This is a genomic window from Vibrio sp. Vb0304 (assembly GCF_033338995.1).
Lineage (GTDB): Bacteria > Pseudomonadota > Gammaproteobacteria > Enterobacterales > Vibrionaceae > Vibrio > Vibrio alginolyticus.
The window spans coordinates 1-1,019 of record NZ_JAWOTT010000385.1 but is presented as its reverse complement, the minus strand read 5'-3'; the positions used below and the strand labels follow the sequence as shown (position 1 = coordinate 1,019).

The 1,019-nt window shown below is 48.4% G+C and carries 1 protein-coding gene; it reads left to right on the top strand.

Annotation, left to right across the window (positions count from 1 at the left end):
- Positions 1–1,019, top strand: a 1,019-nt coding sequence (locus R7P35_RS26425) for a sigma-54 dependent transcriptional regulator (protein WP_318093460.1), incomplete at both ends; no start/stop codon positions are given.

Below are 1,019 nucleotides of genomic sequence, written 5' to 3'. Positions count from 1 at the left end.
AGCCAGAGCGACTCTCGCAACGTGTGACGGAAGCGGTCGAGACTTATCGAGCGCAGACGTCAACGCAAGATCGTCAAGAATATCTCGCGAGCATAAGTGGGCTCGAGGAAGTGCTGATTGGCCGAAGCCGAGTCATGCAGCAATTGCGTGAACAAGTTGCAAAGCTAGCGCGTATTGATACTAACGTCATTATTTATGGTGAAACGGGCTGTGGTAAAGAGCTGGTGGCTACCAGCCTGCATAAAGAAAGCCAACGAAAATTACATCGTTTCGTACCGATAAACTGTGGCGCGATTCCCGAAAATCTGTTCGAAAGTGAGCTGTTTGGTCACGAGCCCGGCGCTTTTACCGGAGCAAGTAAACGACGGATTGGCAAACTCGAATACGCCGATAAAGGCACGCTGTTTTTTGATGAAATCGAGAGTATGCCGCTTTCAATGCAAGTGAAAGTGCTGCGCTCATTGCAAGAACATACTGTCGAGCGAGTTGGTGGTAACCAGCAGATCAATGTGGATTTGCGAGTGATCGCTGCCGCGAAAGAAGATCTCAACGATCATGAAGAGTTCCGTCAAGATTTGTATTATCGACTTAATGTTGCACAGATCTACTTACCGCCGCTTAGGGAGCGAGAAGAAGACGCGTTGATTCTGTTTGAGCACTTTGCATTGCAAACAAATCCAGACAGTCGACCGTTGAGTGATGCCGACAGAAATGCCGTGCTTTCTTACGCTTGGCCAGGAAATGTGCGCGAATTACGTAACGTCGCAATGCGTTTCGCGCTGGATGATACGGTTTCTGTGATGGAAATTCTTTCTAGCCGCCCGTCGTCAACCACGGAAGAGACTCAAGCGGGTGTGCCACTGATGATTCAGTTGCACAACTTTGAGCGCAAAGTGTTGCATGATTCATTAGTGAGGCACCAAGGACGGATTAATGAAGTGATGCAAGAGCTCGATTTACCACGCCGCACCTTAAATCAGAAAATGCAAAAATTTGGTCTGAATCGCTCCGATTACACC